The organism is Streptomyces sp. C36 (genome assembly GCF_040932295.1).
Lineage (GTDB): Bacteria > Actinomycetota > Actinomycetes > Streptomycetales > Streptomycetaceae > Streptomyces > Streptomyces triculaminicus.
The window spans coordinates 435,525-454,939 of record NZ_JBFQGI010000001.1; the positions used below are offsets into that span (position 1 = coordinate 435,525).

The 19,415-nt window shown below is 74.7% G+C and carries 18 protein-coding genes; 9 read left to right on the forward strand and 9 right to left on the reverse strand.

Annotated features, from left to right (window positions below):
* Window positions 1-39 precede the first annotated feature (39 nt).
* On the forward strand, window positions 40-483 hold the full coding sequence (locus AB4K12_RS01845) for a nitroreductase family deazaflavin-dependent oxidoreductase (RefSeq protein WP_368432440.1): 444 nt from the start codon (window positions 40-42) through the stop codon (window positions 481-483).
* Window positions 484-505: 22 nt separating this feature from the next.
* Here the strand turns inward: AB4K12_RS01845 and AB4K12_RS01850 are convergent, their stop codons facing one another.
* Together AB4K12_RS01850 and AB4K12_RS01855 are read right to left on the reverse strand one after the other, a co-directional pair.
* Window positions 506-1,192 (reverse strand): AAA family ATPase, encoded by a 687-nt coding sequence (locus AB4K12_RS01850; RefSeq protein ID WP_368432441.1) that lies wholly within the window; start codon window positions 1,190-1,192, stop codon window positions 506-508.
* A gap of 208 nt (window positions 1,193-1,400) precedes the next feature.
* Entirely contained in the window at window positions 1,401-2,222 is an 822-nt protein-coding gene (locus tag AB4K12_RS01855) for a VOC family protein (protein ID WP_368432442.1), read from the reverse strand.
* A gap of 277 nt (window positions 2,223-2,499) precedes the next feature.
* Here AB4K12_RS01855 and AB4K12_RS01860 point away from each other — a divergent pair, with 277 nt between their 5' ends.
* Window positions 2,500-3,723, forward strand: coding sequence for a globin domain-containing protein (locus AB4K12_RS01860; protein WP_368433126.1), 1,224 nt, complete (start codon window positions 2,500-2,502; stop codon window positions 3,721-3,723).
* 1 nt (window position 3,724) lies between these two features.
* On the opposite strand, the gene AB4K12_RS01865 is transcribed toward AB4K12_RS01860, so the two are convergent.
* Both AB4K12_RS01865 and AB4K12_RS01870 read right to left on the reverse strand, forming a co-directional pair.
* Entirely contained in the window at window positions 3,725-4,378 is a 654-nt protein-coding gene (locus AB4K12_RS01865) for a response regulator (RefSeq protein ID WP_368432443.1), read from the reverse strand.
* Complete coding sequence (locus AB4K12_RS01870) at window positions 4,375-5,538, reverse strand: sensor histidine kinase (protein WP_368433127.1); 1,164 nt, start codon at window positions 5,536-5,538, stop codon at window positions 4,375-4,377. The genes AB4K12_RS01865 and AB4K12_RS01870 overlap by 4 nt, the downstream gene beginning before the upstream one ends.
* Before the next feature lie 312 nt (window positions 5,539-5,850).
* Between AB4K12_RS01870 and AB4K12_RS01875 the strand changes: the two genes are divergently transcribed.
* Window positions 5,851-6,426, forward strand: coding sequence for a heme-binding protein (locus tag AB4K12_RS01875; RefSeq protein WP_368432444.1), 576 nt, complete (start codon window positions 5,851-5,853; stop codon window positions 6,424-6,426).
* Here the strand turns inward: AB4K12_RS01875 and AB4K12_RS01880 are convergent.
* Window positions 6,419-7,582: a hypothetical protein gene (locus AB4K12_RS01880; RefSeq protein ID WP_368432445.1), complete on the reverse strand. Its 1,164-nt coding sequence runs from the start codon at window positions 7,580-7,582 to the stop codon at window positions 6,419-6,421. The two genes, AB4K12_RS01875 and AB4K12_RS01880, sit on opposite strands and share 8 nt — an antisense overlap.
* Before the next feature lie 153 nt (window positions 7,583-7,735).
* On the opposite strand from AB4K12_RS01880, the gene AB4K12_RS01885 reads away from it, so the two are divergent.
* Window positions 7,736-8,521, forward strand: coding sequence for a hypothetical protein (locus tag AB4K12_RS01885; protein ID WP_368432446.1), 786 nt, complete (start codon window positions 7,736-7,738; stop codon window positions 8,519-8,521).
* Window positions 8,522-8,528: 7 nt separating this feature from the next.
* Here the strand turns inward: AB4K12_RS01885 and AB4K12_RS01890 are convergent, their stop codons facing one another.
* Both AB4K12_RS01890 and AB4K12_RS01895 read right to left on the reverse strand, forming a co-directional pair.
* Entirely contained in the window at window positions 8,529-9,128 is a 600-nt protein-coding gene (locus AB4K12_RS01890; RefSeq protein ID WP_368432447.1) for a hypothetical protein, read from the reverse strand.
* Window positions 9,125-11,362 carry an MMPL family transporter gene (locus AB4K12_RS01895; protein WP_368432448.1) on the reverse strand — a complete coding sequence of 746 codons (2,238 nt, stop codon included), beginning with the start codon at window positions 11,360-11,362 and terminating at the stop codon, window positions 9,125-9,127. Before AB4K12_RS01895 ends, AB4K12_RS01890 begins: the two co-directional genes overlap by 4 nt.
* Before the next feature lie 230 nt (window positions 11,363-11,592).
* Here AB4K12_RS01895 and AB4K12_RS01900 point away from each other — a divergent pair, with 230 nt between their 5' ends.
* The 3 genes from AB4K12_RS01900 (at window position 11,593) to AB4K12_RS01910 (ending at window position 15,077) form a co-directional block, all read left to right on the forward strand.
* On the forward strand, window positions 11,593-13,920 hold the full coding sequence (locus AB4K12_RS01900) for a polyprenyl synthetase family protein (RefSeq protein ID WP_368432449.1): 2,328 nt from the start codon (window positions 11,593-11,595) through the stop codon (window positions 13,918-13,920).
* A gap of 158 nt (window positions 13,921-14,078) precedes the next feature.
* Complete coding sequence (locus tag AB4K12_RS01905; RefSeq protein ID WP_368432450.1) at window positions 14,079-14,651, forward strand: hypothetical protein; 573 nt, start codon at window positions 14,079-14,081, stop codon at window positions 14,649-14,651.
* Between the two features lie 144 nt (window positions 14,652-14,795).
* Entirely contained in the window at window positions 14,796-15,077 is a 282-nt protein-coding gene (locus AB4K12_RS01910) for a hypothetical protein (RefSeq protein ID WP_368432451.1), read from the forward strand.
* 7 nt (window positions 15,078-15,084) lie between these two features.
* Here the strand turns inward: AB4K12_RS01910 and AB4K12_RS01915 are convergent, their stop codons facing one another.
* The gene (locus tag AB4K12_RS01915) at window positions 15,085-15,270 is read right to left on the reverse strand and encodes a hypothetical protein (RefSeq protein ID WP_368432452.1); all 186 of its coding nucleotides are present in this window, start codon (window positions 15,268-15,270) and stop codon (window positions 15,085-15,087) included.
* Between the two features lie 186 nt (window positions 15,271-15,456).
* Between AB4K12_RS01915 and AB4K12_RS01920 the strand changes: the two genes are divergently transcribed.
* Window positions 15,457-16,254, forward strand: coding sequence for a VOC family protein (locus AB4K12_RS01920; protein WP_368432453.1), 798 nt, complete (start codon window positions 15,457-15,459; stop codon window positions 16,252-16,254).
* 66 nt (window positions 16,255-16,320) lie between these two features.
* On the opposite strand, the gene AB4K12_RS01925 is transcribed toward AB4K12_RS01920, so the two are convergent.
* Window positions 16,321-16,713 (reverse strand): rodlin, encoded by a 393-nt coding sequence (locus AB4K12_RS01925; RefSeq protein WP_368432454.1) that lies wholly within the window; start codon window positions 16,711-16,713, stop codon window positions 16,321-16,323.
* Window positions 16,714-16,914: 201 nt separating this feature from the next.
* On the opposite strand from AB4K12_RS01925, the gene AB4K12_RS01930 reads away from it, so the two are divergent.
* Window positions 16,915-19,344, forward strand: a complete 2,430-nt coding sequence (locus AB4K12_RS01930; RefSeq protein ID WP_368432455.1) for an MMPL family transporter — start codon at window positions 16,915-16,917, stop codon at window positions 19,342-19,344.
* The last annotated feature ends 71 nt before the right edge of the window (window positions 19,345-19,415 follow it).

Consider the following 19,415-nt stretch of genomic DNA (forward strand, 5'->3'; position numbering starts at 1 on the left):
CCCTGGTGAGCGCCCGGCCCATGATGTTCACTGGGGGGTATGCCTCTTGACGGTGAGTACGAGCCGAGTTCCGCCCAGTGGGTACGCGAGCAGGTCGAGCTCTACGAGAGTTCCGGCGGCACCCAGGGCACCACGATGCGCGGCATGCCGGTGATCATCCTGACGTCGGTCGGGGCGCGCTCGGGCAAGCTCCGCAAGACGCCCCTGATGCGGGTCGAGCACCAGGGCGAGTACGCCGTGGTCGCCTCCCTGGGCGGCGCTCCCAAGCACCCGGTGTGGTACTTCAACCTCAAGGCCCACCCGCGCGTCGAGCTGCGGGACGGCACGGTCAGGAGGGACATGGTCGCCCGCGAGGTCGAGGGCGAGGAGAAGGCCCTGTGGTGGGGGCGCGCGGTCGAGGCGTACCCCGACTACGACGACTACCAGGCCAAGACCGAACGCGAGATCCCCGTGTTCGTCCTCGAGCCGGCGCCGGCCGACTGACGGCCGGCCACCCGGACACGCGCTAGCGGCCGGTGAACTCCACGGCCGCGACGCGCTCGCGCGACGCCCGGTCGAGCAGCACCACCGAGGCCGCCCCGGCGACGGCGTCCGGCAGCGGGGCGCCCCGCTCCGGCCGCCCGTCGTGCCCGCCGAGGGCGGTCAGCAGCCGCTCGAGGCCGCGCCGGTGCCGGTCGAAGACGCGGGCCGGGGGCCGGCGGCCGCGGGCCTCCTGGCCGGCCAGCGCCTCGGCGGCGCCCACGTCCAGCAGCACCACGTGCAGCTCGCGCCCCTGGCGCCCCGCGGTCCGGGCCAGCCAGCGGCGCATCCAGGGCCGGCTGCCGCAGTCGTGCACCAGCACCGGCCCGCCGCCGCGCGCCTCCGTGCGCAGCCACCGGACGTGCTCGAGCCGGGCCCAGGGCCGGTACACCGCGTACGGCAGACGGGCCGGCATCACGGCCTCGCACGCGACGTGGACGGTGCGGGGGTCGACGACGGCCGCCGCGCGGGACCAGCGGCGCAGCAGGGTGCTCTTGCCGCTGCCGGGCAGGCCGGAGACGACGACCACGGCCCCCGGAGGGTAGGACAGCACGGCCGGGACGGCGCCCGGCCCCCTGAGGTCCACCAGCCCGCGCGGCCTCAGCGTCGGCTCCGGCTCCCCGGCCGGTCCGGTCCTCGCGACCGTGCCGGCCGGCCCGCCTATATCGCTCACTGTGTCCCCTGTCCCGACCTGTGGTTCCCCCAGCCTCGCACGCGCTCGGCGGGCCCGGTGGAAGCCCCCGCCGGACCGGGCCGGGGACAGGGTGGGAGACGCCGGTGCGAGCCGGTCGGTTGCCCGCGCCCCCGGCTACCGGCCGGCGAGGGCGGCGCCGAAGCCCCTTCCCTGACCGAGCGGGTCTCCCGGCCGGATCCACGTCCGCTCACCCCTGGCCGGCGCCTGACCCTCCGGCGTCCGACGCGGGGGCCAGCGCCACGAAGTCGGCGCCGGAGGGGTCCTGGCACACGGCCAGCCGTCCGACCCCCTCCACGTCCTCCGGTCCCATCTGCACAGCGCCACCGTTGCCCGTGATCGCGGCGACGGTGGCGTCGCAGTCGGTCACGCCGAAGACCGGGTGCCAGTAGGGCCGGCCGTCGTTGAGGGCCAGGTGCTCCCTGGAGAGCTGCATGATGCCGCCCTGCATGCGCTCCTCGCCGCAGCCGGCGGGGGTGACGAGGGTGTACGTACCGCCGCCGCCCGGCAGCGGAATGTCCGACGTCTGCCAGTCGAAGAGGGAGCCGTAGAAGTCCCGCGCGGCCGTGGCGTCCGTGGTGTAGAGCTCGGTCCAGGCCAGCGTGCCGGGCACATCGACCGCTTCCAGGCCCTGGCTCGTACCGGGCTGCCAGACCGCGAACTGCCCGCCCAGCGGATCGGTGAGCTGGGCCATCATCCCCTCGCCGTCGGCGTCCACCGGGGCGACCCGCACCCGCCCGCCCGCGCGCTCGGTGGTCTGGGCCGTGGTGCGGGCGTCCGGGGTGTTGAAGTAGATCATCCAGGCCGAGCGGGCCCCCTCCTCGGTGAGCCGGCCCAGCCCGCCCACCGTTTTGCCGTTCAGCTTGAAGATGCCGTAACCGGCCGTCTCGGGGCCGCCGGTCTCGAACTCCCAGCCGAAGACGGCCCGGTAGAAGCCGGCCGTCGCGCCCAGGTCGGGGGTGCCCAGGTCGATCCAGCACGGAGAGCCGGGACGGAAATCGGTGGTGATCATGGGCTGCCCTTCGCCGGTCCTCGTCTGGTCCGCGCCGGAATCCCGGGGTGGTCTCCCTGTCGCACCCGCCCGGGCCCTCGCCCCGACAGCCTGGCACCGGGCACCCGCATCCGCCCGCCGGAACAGGGCCGTTCGGCCCTGTCGCCCCGGGCCGAACGGGCACTTTTGGGCGGTGTCATACTGCTTTGCCACCCCACCCCCTTCACCGGAGATCCGGCCTGTGAACACCAGCACCCAGGGCAACGACTACTACGCGCTGCTGGCGAGGCACGACGCGATGCGGCTGCGCAGGCAGTTGCTCTCGCCGGGCGCGTTATCCCCCCGGGACGAGCCCCCGGCGCCCGCGTCGGGTCCCGACGACGCCGACCGGCGGCTGATCCGCCGTGAGCTCCCCCTGGTCACGCCCTTCGAGGACCTCATCACCCACCTGTACGAGGTGATGTTCCGGCGCTGGCCCTACCTGAGGTCCCTCTTCCCCGAGTCCATGGCCTTCCAGCGCGAGCACCTCGCCCGGATGTTCCACTACCTGACGGAGAATCTGGACCACCCCGACGAGGTGACCGCCACCTTCACCCGGCTGGGCCGCGACCACCGCAAGCTCGGCGTCCGGCCGGCGCACTACGAGGCCTTCGAGGCCGCGCTGTGCGAGGCGCTGAAGATCCGGGCGGGCGAGCGGTGGAGCGCCGAGCTGGAGGGGGCCTGGCTGCGCATGCTGCGGGCCGCCGTCGACGCCATGGTCGCCGGCGCGGACGCCGCCATCGGCGAACCGCCCTCCTGGCACGCCGTCGTGGTCGCCCACGAACTCCGCCGCTCCGGCCTCGCGGTGCTGCGCGTACGGACCCATGAGGCCTACCCCTACCGGGCCGGGCAGTACGCCGCGGTGGAGTCGCCGCTGCTGCCGCACGCCTGGCGGCACTACTCGATGGCCTGCGCGCCCCGGGCCGACAACGTCGTCGAGTTCCACGTCCGGCAGACCGGCACGGGAGGCGTCAGCGAGGCGCTCGTCCGCCGCACCGGCGTGGGCGACACGCTGCGGCTGGGCCCCGCGAAGGGGCAGATGACCCTGGGCGGGGAACTCACGCGCGACCTGCTGCTCGTGGCGGGCGGGACGGGACTCGCCCCCCTCAAGGCCCTGCTGCAGGAGGTGTCCGCCCGCCCCTCCGGGCATCGGCTGGTCCACCTCGCCGTCGGCGCCCGGGACCGCGCCGACCTGTACGACGGCGAGTGGCTCGCCGACCTGGAGAGCCGGCGGCCGTGGCTGCGCGTGGTGCCCGTGCTCGGCGACGAGAGCACGACGCGCGGGGGCGGTACGGTCCTCGACGCCCTCCGGCGGCAGGACGGCGGCTGGTCGAACAGGACGGCCTACGTCAGCGGCCCGCCGGCGATGGTCGCCGCCACGGTCGCACGGCTGACGGAGATGGGCCTGCCCGCCGGGCGGATCCACCACGACCCCCTCCCGCACGCCCCCCGGCACGCCGCCGCGCCCGCCTACGGGCGGTGACTCAGGGCAGCAGCCGCCGCTCCTTGGCCACGGCCACCGCGCCCGCGCGGGTGTCCACGCCGAGCTTGGCGTAGATCCGGCCCAGGTGGGTCTTGACCGTGGCCTCGCTGATGAACAGGGCCCGGGCGATCTCCCGGTTGCCCAGGCCGCGCGCCAGCTGGCCGAGGATGTCCTGCTCCCGCTCGGTGAGGGTGCCGGGAGCCGCCCCGCCGCGCATGTGCGCCATGACCCTGCCGACGACCGGCTGGGAGAAGGCGGTCCGGCCCCGGGCCGCCGCGTGGATCGCGGCGAACAGCTCCTCGGGGCGCTCCGCCTTCAGCAGATAGCCGGTCGCCCCGGCCTCGACCGCCCGCCGGACGTCCGCGTCGGTGTCATAGGTCGTCAGGACCAGGACGTACGGCGCGCCGGGCACGGCGGTGATGCGGCGGGTGGCCTCCACGCCGTCGATGCCGGCCGCCGCGCCCGTGACCGGGCCGAGCTGCAGGTCCATCAGCACCACGTCCGGCCGCAGCCGGCCGGCCAGCGCGACGGCCTCCTCGCCGCTGCCGGTCTCGCCGACCACCTCGATGCCCGGCTCGCTGGCCAGCAGGGCCAGCAGACCGGCCCGGACGACGACGTGGTCGTCGCACAGCAGCAGGCGTACGGGGGCGTTCATGAGGACTCCGAGGGGGACGGCGCGGGGGTGTGCGGGGGAAGGGGGACACGGGCGGAGACGACGGTGCCCTCACCGGGCGCCGACTCCACGCTGAGCCGGCCGCCGACCTGTTCGGCGCGGGCGCGCATGCCGGGCAGGCCGTGCCCGCGGCCCCGGCCCGGCCGCCGCCGCTCCCCGCCGCGCGGGCCCAGGCCCCGCCCGTCGTCGGCCACGTCCAGGACCACCTGGTCGTCCAGGCAGGTGAGGGTCAGGGCCGCATGGCGGGCGCCGGAGTGCTCGCGAACGTTGGCCAGCGCTCCCTGGGCGATGCGCAGCAGGGCCGACTCGACCCGCGCGGGCAGCTCTCCCGGCTCGCCCTCGAGGTGGAAGCGCACCGTGAGGGCGTCGTCCGACTCCCGCTCGGCCAGGCCGCGCAGGGCTCTGGCCAGCGGCACGCCGCGCTCGAGGTCGGGCGGCGCGAGGTCGTGGACGAAGCGGCGGGCCTCGGCCAGGCCGCGGGCGGCGATCCGGGTGGCCGTCCGCACATGGGCGCGTGCCGTGGCCGGGTCGGCGTCCCAGACCCGGTCCGCCGCCTGGAGCAGCATCCCCTGGCTGGACAGGCCCTGCGCGAGGGTGTCGTGGATCTCCATCGACAGCCGCTGCCGCTCCGCCAGGGTGCCCTCGCGCCGCTCGGTGGCGGCCAGCTCGCGGCGGGTGCGCAGCAGGTCGTCGATCAGCGCCCGCTGCCGGGCCGCCTGCCGCTCCATGTGGACGAAGACGGCGGTCGCCATCGCGGCGACGACCGGCGGGGCGACCACCAGGGCGGGGTCGAAGCCGAAGAGGCTGATCTGCGCGGCCGTCACGAAGACCGTCAGGACGGCGATCAGGATCAGGGCGGCGCGGGCGGGCAGCACCCGCAGGCTCGTGTAGACCAGCGGGATCGCGCACCACGCGAAGCTGGGGGCGAGCACGACGAGCACGGCCCACACCGCGACGAGCGCGCCGAGCCACAGCCGCCGCTTCGCGGTGGCGCGGTCGTCGTCGCGGCCGAGCCCGTACAGCAGGGCGAGCACCGCGCTCAGGGCCACGACCCAGGCGGTGCGCGGGTCGCCGGGGTGGCGGATCAGGAAGCGGACGAGGGAGGCGCCCAGCAGGAGGAGGAACGCGCTGTGCCTGACCATGGCGAGCCACCAGGCGTCGGGCTCCCGCTCCGGCTCCCGGTCCGGCTCCCGTTCCGGGGTGTGCGCTGGGTCGGCGTGCACGTACCTCGTCTCCTTCTGGCGTGGCCTCGTCGTGCCGCGCCTCTGCGCGCGGCGGGGATCTCCCGTCTTCTGTCCTAAACCGTGCGGGGCCGCCGCGCATCATCCGATCGGTTGACACGGGGTCGTCCGTACCGCCCCGGCGGAGCAGCCGGAACGGCGATCCCCGGGGGCGGGCCCGGGTTCGAGGATGAGGTCGTCGCACCATCCCGTCCCCTTCACCGAGGAGTCACCGTGCCGAACACCGAGAAGTCCTCCCGCCGTCCGTCCACCCGTGCCCGGGTGCTGACCGGCGTCGCCGCCGCGGCCGCCATCGGCGCCGCCACCTTCGGCGCCGTCTCCGCGACCGCCTCCCCGGCCGCGGACCAGGCGGCCCCCGTCCAGGTCTCCGGCGGCGGCCTCACCCGCTCGTCCCACCTGTCGGTGGACTCGGCGGCCAAGGCCGCGCAGGCCGCGCTGGCGGCCGCGCGCAAGGACGGGCAGAAGGTGACCGTCGCCGTCGTCGACCGCAACGGCAACACCGTCGTCGTCCTGCGCGGCGACGGCGCCGGCCCGCAGTCCTACGAGTCCGCCCAGCGCAAGGCGTACACCGCCGTGTCCTGGAACGCCCCCACGTCCGAGCTGGTCAAGCGCCTCGAGCAGACGCCGAACCTCAAGGACATCCCCGGCACCCTCTTCCTGCCGGGCGGCACCCCGGTCCAGGCGGACGGCGCCCCGGTCGCGGGCATCGGCGTCGCGGGCGCCCCGAGCGGGGACCTGGACGAGAAGTACGCCCGGGCGGGCGCGGCCGGCCTCGGCGCGGTCAAGTAGCGGGCGCGAGCGTGATGCGCAGGAACCGTGGCCGGTAGATGGCCGCGCGGCGGATGACGTCGCGCGGCTCCAGGCTGTTGACGTTGTAGGAGACGACGAGTTCCCGGTGGCCCCGGCGTTCGAGCTCGGGATGCTCGTGCGGGTTGTAGGCGATGACGTCCGCGTCGCGGTACGTACCGTGGGGTCCGGCCTCCGGCGCGGTGTGGACCGTCCGGGGCCGGGTGAAGGGGCCGCCGGGATCCCGGGCCCAGGCGAGCTGCGTCTCGGCGCTGAACGGCTGGTCCGCGCGCTGGGTCACCAGCGCGTACCAGTCGCCGTGCCGGACCACGCTGAGCTCGTCGGAGGTGAGCAGCGCGGCGCCGCCGGGGCCGGACAGCCGGGCGGCGTCCGCCTCGCGGGCGGACCACCCGCCGCGGGCGGTGCGGTAGCGCCACGGCCGCCGCAGGTCGCTCCCCTCGACGCGGGCCAGCCGCAGGTGGTGGGCGCCCGACGCGGTGGGCTCGGTGCCGTAGACATAGGTGTACGCTCCCCGGCGCTCGAGCCACGCGCCCCAGGAGACCCCGGACGAGGACGGCAGTGGGGTCGGCGCGGCGGGCCGGGACAGCGCCGTGGTGCGGAAGCGGGCCAGGACGTTGCCGCGCCAGGCCAGGTCCAGCGGGCCGCTGCCGGTGCGGGCGTAGCGCGCGTAGACCACGCTCACATCGTTTCCGTCGCGCAGTGCGGCCCGTGCCCAGTACCACTGGGCGGGGTCGGTGCCGGCGACGAGCGGGGCGGGACGCCCGGACGCGTCCCGGCCGGTGACGGTGCGGGGTCCGCTCGTGTTCCACAGCACGAAGCTGTTGTGGACGAAGGGGGTCGTGCCGCCCTCGCCGATGACGGGGGAACGGGAGCCGTCGGGCCGTACCGCGCCGAGGAAGGTGTCGGAGAACACCCACAGTTCGCCGGCGGGCGTCGGCACGGAGTACGTGCTGTCGCCGCCCGTCCAGTGACGCGGCGAACGCCCGTGGTCGGCGTACCGGCCGAACGCCTCGTCGAGGGCGCGCAGCGGCCGCACGTCCGTCACGCGCGGAGGCCCGGCGGGGGCCGGTCGTGGGGGCAGGAAGGCGCACAGGGCGGCGAGCGCGGCGAGGACGGCGACCGGCACGGGCATCTTCATGACCCAAGGATCGACGAGCCGGGCCCGGCCGGGGAGGGTGCCGCGACGGACGGCGGCTCGCGCCGTAGCGCGGGCGCCGCCGTGTGGGTGAGGATGACCCCCGGGTCGACCCTGATCACCTGAGTCAGCACCGGTTGTGGAGGTTCACCGATCGTGTACCGAAGACCGTTACAAGCACTGCTGTACAGCCTGTTCGCCCTGGTGATGGCCTGTGGGGGAGCGGTGGCCGGCGCCCCCGCGGCCCGCGCCGCCGCCGCGTGCGCGCCCAACACCGCTTCCCAGGGCCGCGCGAGCATCCCCTCGGGAGACCCGGTGCCCGTGCGGCGGGCCGACGGCCGCGTGGACGAGTTCCGGCTGTTCTACGAGGACCCCACCCCCAGCGTGTACCTGCCCTTCGTCTGGCACCGCGCCCAGGACGAGCCCGGCGGCCCGTACGGCGCGTGGGAGCGGGTCAGCGCCACCCCCGTGGGGCCGAAGTACTACCAGATCACCGCGGCCGAGAACGCCGCCGGCCGGATCGAGGTGTTCTTCCAGTCCAGCGGCCCCTTCTGCCACGTCGTGGAGGGCGAGCACGAGGGCGAGTGGAGCCCGGCGGAGTGGTTCGGGCTGAACCCCGGCCCGTACCACGGCGGAATCGTCCTCTTCAAGGAGCGCGACGGCAGGCTCGACGCCTTCGCCTCGGCCTACGACGGCGACTCGATGCGGATGCGCGACCAGGACCCGGCCACCGGCCGGTGGGGGCCCGTACGCGGCCTGGGCACGGTCCCCGACCCGAACGTGGGTCTCAGCCAGCCCGGCTCGGTCACCCAACTGCCCGACGGCCGCCTGCGCCTGGTCGTCCGCGAGTGGAACCGCGACCGGTTCTGGCAGATCACCGAGCGCGAGCGCTTCGTGTCGTGGGAACCCTGGCGGCTGTGCGCCACCCAGGACTGCGCCTGACGGCGGCTCATCCGAAGGAGATGTTGCCCCGTCCCGCGACGGCCCGCAGCCCGCGGAGGGCGCAGCCGGTCACGTCGGTGGTGGGCACCGCCCAGCCGTGGACGTGACGCCGCGCCATCCGCCCCGAGACGACGCCGCCGCTGAGGAAGGCGTCGGCCGGGGTGTAGCCGCCGCCCCGGGCGGCGGGCCGGAGGTGGGAGACTCCGGCCCGGTAGCCGCGCTGGGCCCAGCCGTGGTACCAGGTGACGGTGCCGGATCCCTCGATCCGGTCGGCCGTCAGGCAGTTGGCCATGGCGGAGCCGCGCAGGACCAGCCGCCCGGAGCGCACGCCGTGCTGGCTGCCGTCGGGGGACGTGCAGCGGTCGAGCAGGACGGTGCCCGTCGCCGAGACCTGGCGCATGCGGCCCGTCAGGCTCGGCCGGAAGACGACGGGCTCGCCCGGCGCCGTCTGCAGGGCGCAGTTGAGGGCGGCCGCCGACGCGCTCCGCGCGGGCACGGCGGTGGCGGGCGGCGCGGTGGGGCCGGCCGCCGTGGTGAGGGCGCCGAGCAGCAGGGCGACGGCGGTCGCGCGGGCGGCCGCGGTGCGGGAGCGTCGGGTGAGGGTCATGTCCGGATCTTCTTCCTCAGGGTCTGTTTCTGCTGGGCCGGCACGGCGCCGGCCGGCGCCGACGGCAGGAAGGCGGTGTGCAGCCCCAGGCGGCGGTGGAGGCGCGGCAGCGGCGCGGGCGCCCACCAGTTGGCCCGGCCGGCCAGCCGCATGAAGGCGGGCACGAGGACCCCGCGCACGACGGTGGCGTCCATGAGGACGGCGAGCGCGATGCCGCACCCGAACATCTTCAGCAGGACGACGTGCGAGGTCAGCAGGGGCAGCACGGCGAGGGAGACGAGCACCGACGCCGTGGTGATCACACGTCCGCTACGGGCGATGCCGCCGACGACGGCGTCCCGGCAGTCGGCGCCGGCGCGGTACTCCTCCTGGATGCGGGCGATGAGGAACAGCTCGTAGTCCACGGACACCCCGAACGCGAAGCAGAACATCACCACCGGCATGGAGGTCTCCAGCTCGCCGGTCACCGTGAACGGCCCGAGGAGCCCGCGCAGATGGCCCTCCTGGAAGACGAGGACCATCGCCCCGAAGCTCGCGCCCAGGCTCAGCGCGGCCAGGACGACCGCCTTGAGCGGGATGACCACGGACCCGGTGAACAGGAAGAGCAGGACCAGCACACAGCCGATCAGCAGCGCGCCGATGAACGGCACGGAGTGCGCCAGCGCCGACTTGGTGTCCAGCACCCGTGCCGGGGAGCCGGTGACCAGGTGCGGGCCCGGTGAGGGCAGTGCGCGCAGGGTGCGTACCAGCGCGGGGTCCCGGGACGGCGGTCCCGAGCCGGTGACGGCCAGCCAGGTGCCGCCGTCGGTGATCTGCAGCAGTGATCCGGGCGTGGGGCCGGCGACCTCGCGCCCGTGGGCGTAGGTGCCCAGCCCCGTCACCACGCGGGAGACGTCGGGGCGCGCGGAGAGCCGGCGGGCGTAGTCGGTCACCTCCGCCTCCTGTTCGACGGCGTCGGTGGCGGGCAGCAGCACGGTGACGGCCCGGTCCCACGGGAGCGCGAAGTCGCGCCCGATGCCCACGGCGACCGCGTGGGACTCCAGCTCGGGAGGCAGGACGCGGTAGTCGGAGACGCCGAAGCGGACGTGCGTGAACGGCAGCGCGGAGGCGGCGAGCAGCAGCACGCAGCAGCCGCCGGCCAGCAGCGGCCGGGCGGTGGCGGCGCGGGCGACGCGTCGCCACAGCGGGCTCTCGTCGGACCGTTCCCGGCGCCACCGGGCGAACAGGTCCCCGCGGTCGATCCACCGGCCGAGGAGCACCAGCAGCGCGGGCAGCAGCAGCGCGGTGGCGAGCCCCGAGCACGTCACGACCGCGATGCCCGCGCAGGCCAGCGAGCGCAGGAAGGGCACGGGGAGCAACAGCATCGGCGTCAGGCAGACCGCGATCGTGCCGCTGGAGAAGAAGACCGTACGACCGGCGGTGCGCATGGTGCGCAGCGTGGCCTCGCGGTTGTCGCCGCCCGTCGCGGCGAGCTCCTGGCGGTGGCGACTGACGAGAAACAGGCCGTAGTCGACGGCCAGCCCGAAGCCGAGGGCCGTCACGAGGTTCGTGGCCAGCGCGGACACCGGCATCGTGGTGGCGAGCGCGCACAGCAGCGGATAGGCGCCCAGCACCGAGAACAGCCCCGTCAGCACGGGCAGCAGCGCCGCGACGGGCGAGCCGAAGGCCAGCAGCAGGGCCAGCCCGGTCAGCGGCACGCCCAGCGTTTCCGCCCGCAGCAGCTCATGCCGGCTGACGGCGGTGGCCTGGGCGGAGACGTAGGAGGTGCCGGTGGCCGAGACCCGCAGCGGGCCGTGCCGGCCGGTGAAGCGCGGCACCAGGCGCTCGGCGGCCCGCGCGGTGGTCGCGTCGTCCCCGGCGAGGTCGACGACGAGCAGCGCGCCGCGCCGGTCCGCGCCGAGCAGTTCGGCGGCGCCGGTGTTCCAGTAGGAGTAGACGCGCTCGACGCCCGGCTGCCGGGCCAGGTCGGCGGTCAGGCCGAGGCCGGCGCCGGCGACCGGTTCGTCCGTGACGGGGGAGCGGGCGTCCGCCCGCAGTACCAGGTCCGGCAGGCCCGCGTGGAACCGCTCGGCCAGCACGGCGTCGGCCCGGGCGGCCTCGGTGCCGGTGGCCAGATAGCCGCCACCGCTGAACCGCGGGTGCGCCCCCATGAGCCACAGCCCCAGCACCGCGCCCAGCAGCGCCGCCCCGGTCAGTACCCGCCAGGGACGGGAGATCACCCACCGCGTCACCATGCTCGTCCACCGTTCCCGTCCGCCTCGGGGGTCGTGTCCCGGGTATACGGGGGCCACCGGGCGCGCCCACGGGCGGCGCGCTGCGTCCTCACCTGGATGGCCGGTCGACGAAGTGTCAATCGCCAGGCGATCGACATTCGATCGAGTGATGACGCGTGACCGTGTTGACGACTCCGTGGTTACGGCCAGTACGCGTTCCGTACCGCAGGAACCTCCTCCTTGGGACACCCGTGAACAAGCACTTCGCTCAGGATCCGCCCCACCCGGACCGCGCCGTGGAGCGGTGGTGCGTCAACGCCCGCGTACGGACGGCCGAGGGGAACGAACACGGCCTGTCCGTCCTGTTCCTGTGCCACCGTCAGGACCCCGGCGGCACGCCGGCCCGGCCGTCCGCCCACACCCTCGTCTGGTCGCACACCGACCACACCACGAACGGCCACACCTTCGAGTCCTGGCTGGACGACGCCGCCTTCGCCCGCGCCCGATCGGCGATCCAGGACGGCGGCCGGGCCTGGGACCCCCACGTCCGCCGGGCCGTCCTGGACATCCTGGCCGACGGCCGGCCCCTGCTTCCCGACCGGCTGCTGCCCTTGCCCGTACGCGTCGACGCGCACCGGCTGGACCTGGACTTCGGGGGCGTCGCCACCCTGCGGCGGAACCCCGACGGCTCGTACGCGCTGACGGTGACCGGCCAGGAGGAGGGCTTCACGCTGACCGTCCGGCCCCGCAGGGCCCCACTGCCGCTGAGCGCCGGCGAAGGACCCGACGGCCTCTTCGCCTCCTGCCTGCCCCGCATGGCGGCCGACGGCACGCTGACCGCACCCGGCCGCGCCCCCGCGCCCGTCACCGGCGAGGCGTGGCTGGAGCGCTCCTTCGCGGGGGTGCCCGGCCGGGCACCCGGCCCCGACGGCGCGCCGAGCGCCCGCACGTGGGCGCAGGTGCGGCTGGACAACGGCTGGGACGCGACGGTCCTGCGCACCAGCCTCGTCGAGGAGACGGCCGGCGCGCCGCCGCCGGACGCCGCCGGACCGGACCGGCCCATGGCCACCCACACCACGACGGACCAGCACACGGTGTGCGCCCTGGCCGGCCCCGACGGCCCCGCCCGCCCCGTGACCGCCGACCTGCGCACCGTCCGCCACTGGGACTCCTCACTCACCCTCAACTCCTATCCCGTCGGCACCCGGCTGCGGATCCCCGAGGCCGGCCTGGACGTGCGCCTGACCGCCGCGCCGCGCGACCAGGAGGTCCTGTCGATGTCCGTGGGGCGCGCCTTCTGGCAGGGCGAGTGCGAGGTCGAGGGCACCATGGCCGGACGGCCCGTACGCGGCCACGCCCGGGTGGAGTTCGTCCCGCCCCACGCCATCGGCGACCTCGAGGACTTCATGCGCCGCGTCGGCCGCCTCACCCGCGCGGAAGTGCGCCGCTACTACCCCGACACCGCGGACGGCGCCGCGCTGCGCGACCTGGCCGGCCTCGAGGGCCACACGCCGCTCGACGACTCCTCGGCCGCCGAGGTGCACGCCCAACTCGTCCTGCCGGTACGGCATCTGACGGACCTGGGCGGAAAGTCCTGGCGCTCGTTCGCCTCGGTCTGCGTCATGGCCCTCTTCAGCCGTCACGCCGACCGCTACCGCCCCCTGATGGCCGTCACCGAGCTGCTGCACGCCGGATCCCTGATCGTCGACGACGTCGAGGACGACTCCCCGCTGCGCCGCGGCGGCCCCACCGTCCACGAGGTCTTCGGCGTACCGACCGCCATCAACGCGGGTACGGCGGCCTACTTCGTGTTCGACCGGGTGGCGGACGACGTCCTGCCCGAGGATCCCGTGCTGCGCCTGCGCGTGCACCGGGCCTTCCTGCGCGCCCTGCGGGCCGGCCACGCCGGGCAGGCGCTCGACATCGCCGGACACGGCCCGGCCATGGACGCCGCCGTGGCCACCGGCGACGCCTCGGGGCTGCTCGAGCGGCTGCACTCCACCCACCGCCTCAAGTCCGGCCTGCCGGTACGGATGTTCGCCGAGGCCAGCGCCCTGCTGACCGGCGCGGGGGAGGAGCAGATCGCCGCCGTCGGCGCGTACTTCGAGGCCGTCGGCGTCGCCTACCAGATCAGCGACGACGTCGCGGACCTGCGCGGCGTCGGCACCGTCAGGCACCAGGGGCGCCGCCGCGCGGCCAAGCGCGTGGCGGAGGACCTGCTGAACGGCAAGGTCACCGTGCCCCTGGCGCACGCCGTGCCGCTGCTGTCGCCCGAGCGCCGGCGCTCCGTGTGGGCCGCCGTGCGCGGCGGCCGGGCCACGCCCGCGGTCGCGGCGGCCGTGGCCGCCGTGCTCACCGAGTGCGGCGCGGTGGACGCCGCCCGCGCCCACGCGGTCCGGTTGCTCGACGAGGCGTGGCCCGCCGTCGACGCCGCGCTGCCGCCGACGATGCCCAAGGCGCTCCTGCGCGGCCTGGGCCGCTACGCCGCGCAGCGCGAGGACGACGTCCCCGACGTCGTCGCGCCCGCCCAGCCGCCGGCCCCCCGCAAGCCGCTGCGACTGACCGGGGACCGGGTTTGACATCCGGTCGCGCAGGCTCTTAGGTAAGCCTCGCCTAAAGAACCGGAGGTTGCCGTGAGTTCCGTATCGCCTATATCACCCATATCCGCATGTTCCGCGGTGAACTCTGTGGTGAGCCTCCGCGCTGCCCGCCTCACGCGTGACCCCGGGGCCAGACCATGACGCTCCTCGCCCCCCACATTCCCACCCCCGCCGGGCCGGCACCGGCCGAGTCCGAGCGCCTGATCCCCCGTGGCGCCGTCCACCTGCTCGCGGGCGGCGCCGCCTGCGCGGTGTGGGCCGCGGCCGTCTGGGCCGCGCCGCACGTGCACGCCGACCCCCTCCTGCACCGGGTGGCGCTCTTCGCCCACCTCGCCTGCCTGCTCGTCGGCTTCGGCGCCGTGCTGACCGTCGACTGGATCGGGGTGCTGTGGCTCATGGGCCGGCGCACCCTCGGCGACGTCCTCTCCACCGCCGGCGCCGTGCACGCGCCGATATGGGGCGGCCTGGTGGGCCTGACCGCCAGCGGCGTCTTCCTGCACCCGGACACCGGCTCCACCCTCACCCAGGTCAAGCTCGGCCTGGTCCTCCTCGTCGCCCTCAACGGCGTCCACGCCATGGCCCTGCACCGGCGCCTCCTCGGCCACCGCGCCTCGCGCCCGCTGCTCGCCCGCTGCGCCGCGAGCGTGCTCGTCTCCCAGGCCGGCTGGTGGGGCGCGACCGGCATCGGCTTCCTCAACAGCAGCGCCTGACGGTCCCTCGCGCCATCCGCCGGCCGCCCTTCGGCCACCCGTCGTGCGCGCTCCAAGAACCTTCTGACCTGGGCCGATTGTCAGTGCCCCGCAGTAAAATCGAAGAGTCGAGGAAGAGCGCACGTCCACGTCAGGAGGATGCCGATGGCTGTCGCCGCAACGTCCCTTACCGAGCTGCCGAGCCTTGCGACGCTGCCCAGGAAGAGGCTGCCCGCCGGGCGCCCGCGCGAGTGGTACGAGTCGCACAACCGCCGGCTGAAGGCCATGCGCCTGGCCATCGCCCTGCTCCACTCCGGCGTCTACCGCCCGAGGACGGCGAGCAACCGCAGGATACGGAGGGTGGCCGTCGAGATCGGGGTGCACCGCCCCTCCGACGTCACGTGCCGGATGGTGCGCGCCCTCATCCGCGACGAGAACGGCCGCTGACGCGCGCCTAGTCGCCGGGACGCCGGTCCTTCGCCTCCGCGCCGGGGGCGAGGGGCCGGCCGGACCGGCCGTACGGCGCACGGGCCGCCGGGATGCCGGGCACGCGGCCGGCCCCGCCCGGCGCGGCGGCCGGACCGCCCAGCAGACCGAGTACGGCGGCGGTTCCGAGGGTCATGACGGCGGGACGGCGCATGAAGTACCTCTTATCCGGTCATCGGTTTTGACATAGCAGTGCCTGCCCTCACCCCCGGTCGCACAAGCACCATGTCGCCCGTACGGGGCAAGGGGAATCGTCACCTCGGTCGTGCGTACGCACCGGAAGGTGGTCATCCGGTTAGCGTGAAGCCGGATCATCCACCGATCGGAAGGGGCGAACGCCATGGCCGCACCACCGGAAGGCGTGCCGTGCTGGGCCGACGCGATGTTCGCCGACCTCGAGAGCGCGAAGAGGTTCTACGGCGACGTGCTGGGCTGGACCTTCGGTGAGAGCGCGGCGGAGTACGGCAACTACACCCAGGCCTACTCCGACGGCAAGGCCGTCGCCGCCGTCGTCCCTCCGATGCCGGGGCAGGAGGGCCAGTCCGCCTGGTGTCTGTACTTCTCCTCGCCGGACGCCGCCGCCACGGCCGAGAAGATCCGGGCCAACGGCGGCACCGTACTGATGGAGCCCATGAAGGTGGGCGACTTCGGCTCCATGCTGCTCGCGCAGGACCCGGGCGGCGTCGCCTTCGGCGTGTGGCAGGCGGGCACCCACCAGGGCTTCGAGAAGCGCGGCGTCCCGGGCGCGTACTGCTGGGCCGAGGTCTTCACGCGCGAGCCGGGCAAGGCCGACGCCTTCTTCCCCGCCGTCTTCCCCTACACCGTGAAGCGGATGGAGGACGAGGCGGTCGACTTCAAGGTCTTCAGCGTGGGCGACGAGATCGTCCTGGGCCGGATGCGGATGACGGACGACTTCCCGCCCGAGGTCCCGCCCTACATCAACGTGTTCTTCGCCGTCGGGGACTGCGACGCGACCGTCACAAAGGCGCTCGAGCGCGGCGGACGGCTGCATTTCGGCCCGGTGGACAGCCCCTTCGGCCGGTTCGCCGCGCTCAGCGACCCGCAGGGCGCGGCCTTCGCCGTCATCGACACGGGGACGACGAAGGGCGAGATGCCCAGGCTCACCGCGGATTCCTAGTGCGGACACGTCCTGGACGCCGCGGCGCCCCCTTCACCCCGCCCGGGGCGAAGGGGGCGCCGGTGCTCAGCCGTTGGCGGAGCCGTTGCCCGAGGCGACAGCGATCTCTTCGATGAGGTGCGACAGCGGGTCGTCGCCGTCGTTGATGGTGGAGTTGTCGGTGCACTGCTGTTGCTGCTGCGACGTGAGGATGGGAATGTCCTGGAGGCTGATGCCGCCCAGCAGGATCGACTGGAGGTTCAGCTTCCCCAGGCCGAGGCACAGCTTGTCGAGCGAGCCCTGTACGGCGGTCATCTGCGGGCTTTCCTGGCCGCCGGTGACGGTCTCTCCGTATTCGGTCGCAGAGTCGTTGCCGTTGGCGGTGGTCCTGCTGTCGCCGACGCTCGCCACGGCGGGGCTGGCGGCGAAACCGGCGGCCGAGGCCGTGAGAACGGCCGTGGCGAGAACTTTCTTGAGCACGTGTGTGTCCTTTTGGGTCATCAGAGCTGCCCCGGGCGAGGGTGGTCATGCGGAGTAACTCCGGCCGCCCGCCGAAGTTCCTGACGCTCACTCATTCGCTCCACGTTTCCTGCCGGGAATTTCATCACCACGCCTTTTAATAGGACGAGTTAATACGACGAGATAACCCGCCAGGTGACGCGGCGAAGGGCGCGATGCGTGATGCTCCTCCACCAGCCCCGCCGCCCGCCCTGGACGCGTACGGCCTACGGAACCCGGCGGCGAGCCGCCGTCCTGCTCGTCCTGCTGGGCCTGGTGACCCTCGCGGCCGCCGTGGCCGGACACGGCGTGGGCGAACGGCTCGCACCGGGCGGCTGGACGCCGGCCACCGCGCAGTCCACCCGGGCCGACGCCTTCCTGGCCGCCCGCTTCGGCGCCGGCCAGCCCCACCTGATGCTGCTCGCCACCTCGAAGGAACCGGTCGACTCGCCCGAGGCCGCCCGGGCGGGCCGCGCGCTGACCGACCGTCTCACCGCCGACCCCCGGACCGCCTGGGTGCACGGCTACTGGCCGCGGGCCACGCCCGAACTGCGCGGCCGCGACGGGCACACGGCCGTCGTCGCCGTGCGCTTCAAGGGCGACGAGCGGGCCGTCCTGGCCGCCGGGCGGGCCGTCGCCGCGAGCGAGACCGGGCGCGCCGGGCCGCTGCGGGTCTCCGTCGCCGGTGAGGCCGCGCTGTTCTCCGAGATGGAGCGCCTGAGCACCAAGGGCGCGCTGATCGCCGAGATCGTCGTCGCGCCGGTGGTCCTGCTGATCCTGCTGTGGGTCTTCGGCAGCGTGGTGGCCGCCCTGCTGCCCGTGGCCGTCGGCGCGTTCGCCGTCCTCACCACCACCGCGCTGCTGCGCGCGCTGAGCGAGGTGATGACGGTCTCGGTGTTCGTCCTGAACATCGCCACCGCCCTCGGCTTCGGGCTGGCCGTCGACTACTGCCTGCTGCTCGTCAGCCGCTGCCGCGAGGAACTCGCCGACGGTGCCTCACCGGTCAGGGCCGTCGAACGGGCCGTACGCACCGCGGGGCGGGCGGTGCTCTTCTCCGCGACCACCATCGCGGCGGTCCTGGGCACCCTGATGGTCTTCCCGCTCACCCTGACCCGCTCCCTCGCCGTCGGCGGCGCGGCCGTCGCCCTGTGCTCGGCGGCGGGCGCACTGCTGGTGCTGCCGGCACTGCTGGTGCTGCTGGGGGAGAAGGTCAACGCCTGGGACGCCTTCGCCCGCTGGCGCACCGGCCCCGGACGGCCGGTCGCCGAAGGGCGCTGGTACCGGCTGGCCATGTGGGTGACCCGGCGGCCGGTCCTCGTCACCCTGGGCACCCTGCTGCTGCTCGGGCTGCTGGCCGCCCCCGGCGCCGGCGCGCGGTTCGGTATGTACGACGACCGCGTCCTGCCCGCCTCCTCACCCGTGGCCCAGGCCTCCCAGCGGCTGCGCCAGGACTTCGCCGGCGGAAGCGGCACCGCGGCCACCGTCGTGCTCCCACACCTCCGCGTCCCGCCCGTGAGCGACGCGCCGGCGGGCACCGCGGCCGTCGGCGACGGTTCCACGAGCGACGGGGCCACGAGCGACACGTCAGGAGGCAATGCGCCCGCCGGCGACGCGTCGGCGAACGGCGCGCCAGGGGGCACGACACCCTCCGGCGACGCGTCGGCGAACGGCGCGCCGGGAGGCACCACGCCCTCCGGTGACACGTCCGCCGCCAGTGAGCCCGCCCCGGCGGCACGCGCGGGCGCCGCCGCCGCGACCCGGGTGCACACCTACGCCGCCCGCCTGTCCGGCCTGCCCGGCGTCCGCCAGGTCCGGACCGCGACCGGCGTCTACCACCACGGCCGGCGCATCGCCGCCGCCGGCCCCTGGGCCGCCGGCTTCACCGGGCCGGCCGGCACCTGGCTGGACGTCACCCCCACCACCGACTCCCCGCTCTCTCCCGACGGCCGCCTGCTGACCGAGCGGCTGCGAGAGGAACCCGCCCCCGCCCGGGCACTGGTGGGCGGCCCGGGAGCCCGGCTGACCGACACGGAACAGGCCCTCACCGGCCCCCTGCCGCTGGCCATGCTGCTCACGGTGGTCGCCACGCTCGTACTGCTGTTCCTCTACACGCGCAGCCTGCTCGTCCCCGTCAAGGCGGTGCTGCTCAACGCCCTGAGCCTGGCCGCGACGTTCGGCATCATCGTCGCCGTCTTCCAGCAGGGGCGCCTGGAGGTCCTGCTCGGCCACGCGCACGGCCCGGCCACCACCGACGTGATCATTCCGGCGGTGATGTTCTGCACGGCTTTCGGCCTGTCCATGGACTACGAGGTCTTCCTGCTCTCCCGCATCCTCGAGGAACACCGCCGGGGCACACCCACCGGACTCGCCGTCGCCGTGGGCCTGCAGCGCACGGGGCGGCTGTTCACCTCCGCCGCGCTGATCTTCGCCGTGGTCATGGCGTCGCTGGCCGCCTGCGATCTGATCATGCTTCAGTTCATCGGCTTCGGACTGGCCGTGGCCGTCGTCATCGACTGCACCCTGGTGCGCGCCCTGCTCGTACCCGCGATCATGTCGCTGGCCGGCCGGGCCAACTGGTGGCCCGCCAAGCGGTTGCGCAGAGTGGCCGAATAGACACTCTCCCCATGATCCCGCCCTCCGGCTAGCGTGCCTCGGCGCGGGGGTCAGGTCGCTCGGACAAGGGG

Excerpts from the sequence above, each read along its gene's own strand:
- AB4K12_RS01845 (WP_368432440.1), top strand. The coding sequence starts at position 40 with ATGCCTCTTGACGGTGAGTACGAGCCGAGTTCCGCCCAGTGGGTACGC.
- AB4K12_RS01855 (WP_368432442.1), bottom strand. The coding sequence starts at position 2,222 with ATGATCACCACCGATTTCCGTCCCGGCTCTCCGTGCTGGATCGACCTG.
- AB4K12_RS01860 (WP_368433126.1), top strand. The coding sequence starts at position 2,500 with ATGCGGCTGCGCAGGCAGTTGCTCTCGCCGGGCGCGTTATCCCCCCGG.
- AB4K12_RS01865 (WP_368432443.1), bottom strand. The coding sequence starts at position 4,378 with ATGAACGCCCCCGTACGCCTGCTGCTGTGCGACGACCACGTCGTCGTC.
- AB4K12_RS01870 (WP_368433127.1), bottom strand. The coding sequence starts at position 5,538 with ATGGTCAGGCACAGCGCGTTCCTCCTCCTGCTGGGCGCCTCCCTCGTC.
- AB4K12_RS01880 (WP_368432445.1), bottom strand. The coding sequence starts at position 7,582 with ATGAAGATGCCCGTGCCGGTCGCCGTCCTCGCCGCGCTCGCCGCCCTG.
- AB4K12_RS01890 (WP_368432447.1), bottom strand. The coding sequence starts at position 9,128 with ATGACCCTCACCCGACGCTCCCGCACCGCGGCCGCCCGCGCGACCGCC.
- AB4K12_RS01895 (WP_368432448.1), bottom strand. The coding sequence starts at position 11,362 with ATGGTGACGCGGTGGGTGATCTCCCGTCCCTGGCGGGTACTGACCGGG.
- AB4K12_RS01905 (WP_368432450.1), top strand. The coding sequence starts at position 14,079 with ATGACGCTCCTCGCCCCCCACATTCCCACCCCCGCCGGGCCGGCACCG.
- AB4K12_RS01910 (WP_368432451.1), top strand. The coding sequence starts at position 14,796 with ATGGCTGTCGCCGCAACGTCCCTTACCGAGCTGCCGAGCCTTGCGACG.
- AB4K12_RS01915 (WP_368432452.1), bottom strand. The coding sequence starts at position 15,270 with ATGCGCCGTCCCGCCGTCATGACCCTCGGAACCGCCGCCGTACTCGGT.
- AB4K12_RS01920 (WP_368432453.1), top strand. The coding sequence starts at position 15,457 with ATGGCCGCACCACCGGAAGGCGTGCCGTGCTGGGCCGACGCGATGTTC.
- AB4K12_RS01930 (WP_368432455.1), top strand. The coding sequence starts at position 16,915 with ATGCTCCTCCACCAGCCCCGCCGCCCGCCCTGGACGCGTACGGCCTAC.